Annotated in this window: 3 tRNA genes; all 3 read left to right on the forward strand. The window is 42.3% G+C overall.

Annotated features, from left to right (window positions below):
• The first annotated feature begins 25 nt into the window (after positions 1–25).
• The 3 genes from H5232_RS23730 (at position 26) to H5232_RS23740 (ending at position 359) form a co-directional block, all read left to right on the forward strand.
• Positions 26–101, forward strand: a tRNA-Thr gene (locus H5232_RS23730).
• Positions 102–148: 47 nt separating this feature from the next.
• A tRNA-Phe gene (locus H5232_RS23735) sits at positions 149–224 on the forward strand.
• A 59-nt stretch (positions 225–283) separates the two neighbouring features.
• Positions 284–359, forward strand: a tRNA-Thr gene (locus tag H5232_RS23740).
• Positions 360–383: the final 24 nt, after the last annotated feature.

A 383-nucleotide genomic window follows, 5' to 3' on the forward strand; every position in this document is an offset into this window, starting at 1 on the left:
CGTGCCTTAGCACACAGTTTAGTGTGCCGACTTAGCTCAGCTGGTAGAGCAACTGACTTGTAATCAGTAGGTCAACCGTTCGACTCGGTTAGTCGGCACCATTTATTTAAATTAAATGTTTTAAACATTTAATTAGCACTGTTTAAGTGCCTCGATAGCTCAGTCGGTAGAGCAGAGGATTGAAAATCCTCGTGTCCGTGGTTCGATTCCGCGTCGAGGCACCATTTATCCAAAGTTATCAATCGTTTAAAATTGAAACGTGCCTTAGCACACAGTTTAGTGTGCCGACTTAGCTCAGCTGGTAGAGCAACTGACTTGTAATCAGTAGGTCAACCGTTCGACTCGGTTAGTCGGCACCATTTATTTAAATTAAATGTTTTAAA

The organism is Pseudoalteromonas sp. SG41-5, assembly GCF_014164495.1.
GTDB lineage: Bacteria > Pseudomonadota > Gammaproteobacteria > Enterobacterales > Alteromonadaceae > Pseudoalteromonas > Pseudoalteromonas rhizosphaerae.